Origin of the sequence: Streptomyces sp. MMG1121 (assembly GCF_001280015.1) — a bacterium.
Lineage (GTDB): Bacteria > Actinomycetota > Actinomycetes > Streptomycetales > Streptomycetaceae > Streptomyces.
In genome coordinates, this window is the sequence record NZ_LGDV01000176.1 from 1 (window position 1) to 2,796 (window position 2,796).

The 2,796-nt window shown below is 73.6% G+C and carries 1 pseudogene; it reads right to left on the minus strand.

The features are described from left to right. A pseudogene (locus ADK64_RS16255) lies at positions 1-2,796 on the minus strand (amino acid adenylation domain-containing protein); the annotation flags it as partial.

The following is a 2,796-nucleotide window of genomic DNA, read 5'->3' on the forward strand; positions in this document are numbered from 1 at the left end:
CGATCAGCGCATGCGCGAACCGGTTCGCCCGGGCATTCAGCTGCCGATACGTGAACTCGGCGTCTCCACACACCAGCGCGACCGCGTCCGGCGTCGCCGCAACCTGCGCCGCGAACGCCAGCGGCACAGGGACGGCCTCCGCCTCCCGGGCGGCCGCGTCGCCCTGCTCCAGCAAACGGTGCCGCTCCTCGGCGTCGAGGAGCTCGATCCGTCCGATCGACCGGTCCGGATCGGCGGTGACCTCCTCCAGGAGGCGCGTCCAGCGCCTGGCGAGCGCTGCGACTGTCGAGCGGTCGAACAGGTCGGTGGCGTACTCCACTGCTCCGACGATGCCCGCCGGGGTGCCGTTCGGACCGAACTGTTCGACGAGGCTCACACCCAGGTCGAACTTGGCGGTCCCGGTGGCCACCGCGTAGGTGGCGACGTCCAGGCCGGGCAGGGAGAACCGGCCCATCGGAGCGTTCTGAACCGCCAGGATGGTCTGGAACAGCGGGTGGTGCGACAGCGAGCGGGACGGGTTCAGCACCTCCACCAGGTGCTCGAACGGCACGTCCTGGTGCGCGTACGCCGACAGCGCCGTCTCCCGCACCCGTCCCAGCAACTCGGCGAAACTCGGGTCACCGCTCGTGTCGGTGCGCAACACCAGCGTGTTCACGAAGAACCCGACCAGATCGTCCAGCGCCTCGTCGGTACGCCCCGCGACCGGACTCCCGATCGCGATGTCCGTCCCCGCGCCCAGCCGCGTGTACAGCGCCGCCAACGCCGCCTGCAGCACCATGAACAGGCTCGCGCCGGACCTTCGGGCCAACTCCGTGAGAGCGGCGTGCAGTTCGGGGCTCAGCTCCAGGCCGACGTGGTCCCCGCGCCAGCCGGCGACGGCCGGCCTCGGCCGGTCGGCGGGCAGCTGGAGCAGCTCCGGCAGGTCGGACAGCTGACGCTTCCAGTAGTCGAGTTGTTCGGCGAACCGGCTCCCGCGGTCGGCGGCGTCGCCGAGCAGGTCGCGCTGCCACAGCGTGTAGTCCGCGTACTGCACCGGCAGGGCCGGCCAGTGCGGCGCACGGCCCTCGCACCGGGCGGCGTAGGCCTCGGCCAGATCGCGTGCCAGCGGACCGGTGGACCAGCCGTCACCGGCGATGTGGTGCATCACCAGCAGCAGCACGTGCTCGTCCGGCGCGAGGGCGAACAGTTCCACCCGCAGGGGTGCTTCGGCCTCCAGGTCGAAGGGCTGTCGGGCGGACTCGGCGAGCCGGTCGAACAGTTCGGCTTCCGACACCTCGGTCAGCCGCACGCGGGGCCGGGCCTCGGCCGGGTCCAGGACGAGCTGGCAGGGTACGCCGTCGACCTCCGGGAAGACCGTCCGCAGGCTCTCGTGCCGGGCCACCACGTCGGCCAGTGCCTCGTCCAGCGCCGCCCGGTCGAGCGTCCCGGTCAGTTGGAGCGCCAGCGGGATGTGGTACGTCGCGGCGGTGCCGTCCATGCGGTGCAGGAACCAGAGCCGGCGCTGGGCGAAGGACAGCGGCACCGCCTGAGGCCGCTCGCGCGTGGTCAGCGCCGGGCGGACGTGGCCGGTCGCGGCCAGCGCCTCGGCCAGGCCCGCCACGGTGGGCGCCTGGAACAGCGCGCGCAGGGCCACCTCCACTCCGAGCACCGAGCGCACCCGCGCGGCCAGCCGGGTGGCGAGCAGGGAGTGCCCGCCCAGGTCGAAGAAGTCCTCGTCGACCCCGACCCGCTCCACGCCCAGCACCTCGGCGAACAGCTCGCACAGGATCTGCTCCTGCGGCGTGCGCGGCGCCCGGCCACCGCCGACGGTCGCGCCCGGCTCCGGGTACCAGGTAGTCGGGCAGCCGGTCACGCAGATACGCCGCCAGCTCCGCGGGGCGGACGACCGCGTCGGGACGGGCCGCGACGTAGCCGATGAGCCGGTCGTCCCGGGCGAGCACGGCGGCCTGGGCGACGGCGGGGTGCCCGGCCAACACCGACTCGACCTCGCCGGGTTCGATGCGGAAGCCGCGCACCTTCACCTGGTCGTCAGCGCGGCCGACGTACTCCAGCTCGCCGTCGCCGCGTCGGCGCACGACGTCCCCGGTGCGATACATCCGCTCGCCATCGGCGCCGAAGGGGCAGGCGACGAAGCGTCCGGCCGTCAGCCCGGGCCGGTTCAGGTACCCGCGCGCCAGACCGGGACCGGCGACGTACAACTCCCCCGCCACCCCCGGCGGCACGATGCGCAGCCGCTCGTCGAGGACGTACACCCAAAAGCCCGCGACCGATCGGCCGATCGGCGGTACACCGGGCTCCGGGGACAGCGGGTCACTCATGGTCGCGCACACCGTCGTCTCCGTCGGACCGTACGCGTTGATCATCCGCCGGCCCGGCGCCCACCGGGCCACCAGCTCCGCCGTGCAGGCCTCACCCGCCACCACCAGGGTGGTGGCCGTGAGGTCGGCGCTCTCCACCGCGGCCAGGGCCGAGGGCGGGAGCGTCACGTGGGTGACCTCGAGCCGACGGTCCGTCAGGGCCGCCAGCGGGGCCTCGGACGGGGCCAGGACGAGGGCGGCGCCGGTGAGCACGGCGCTGCACAGGTCCCAGAAGGACGCGTCGAAGCTGGGCGAGGCGAACTGCAGCACCCGGCTGCCCGGCGCCACGCCGAGCCGGTCGACCTGCGTCGCCACCAGGCCCGACACGCCGGTGTGGCTCACCACGACGCCCTTGGGGCGGCCGGTCGAACCCGAGGTGTAGATCACGTAGGCCGGATGCCGGACGTCGAGCGAGGTCTGCGGGTCGGTGTCCGGCCAG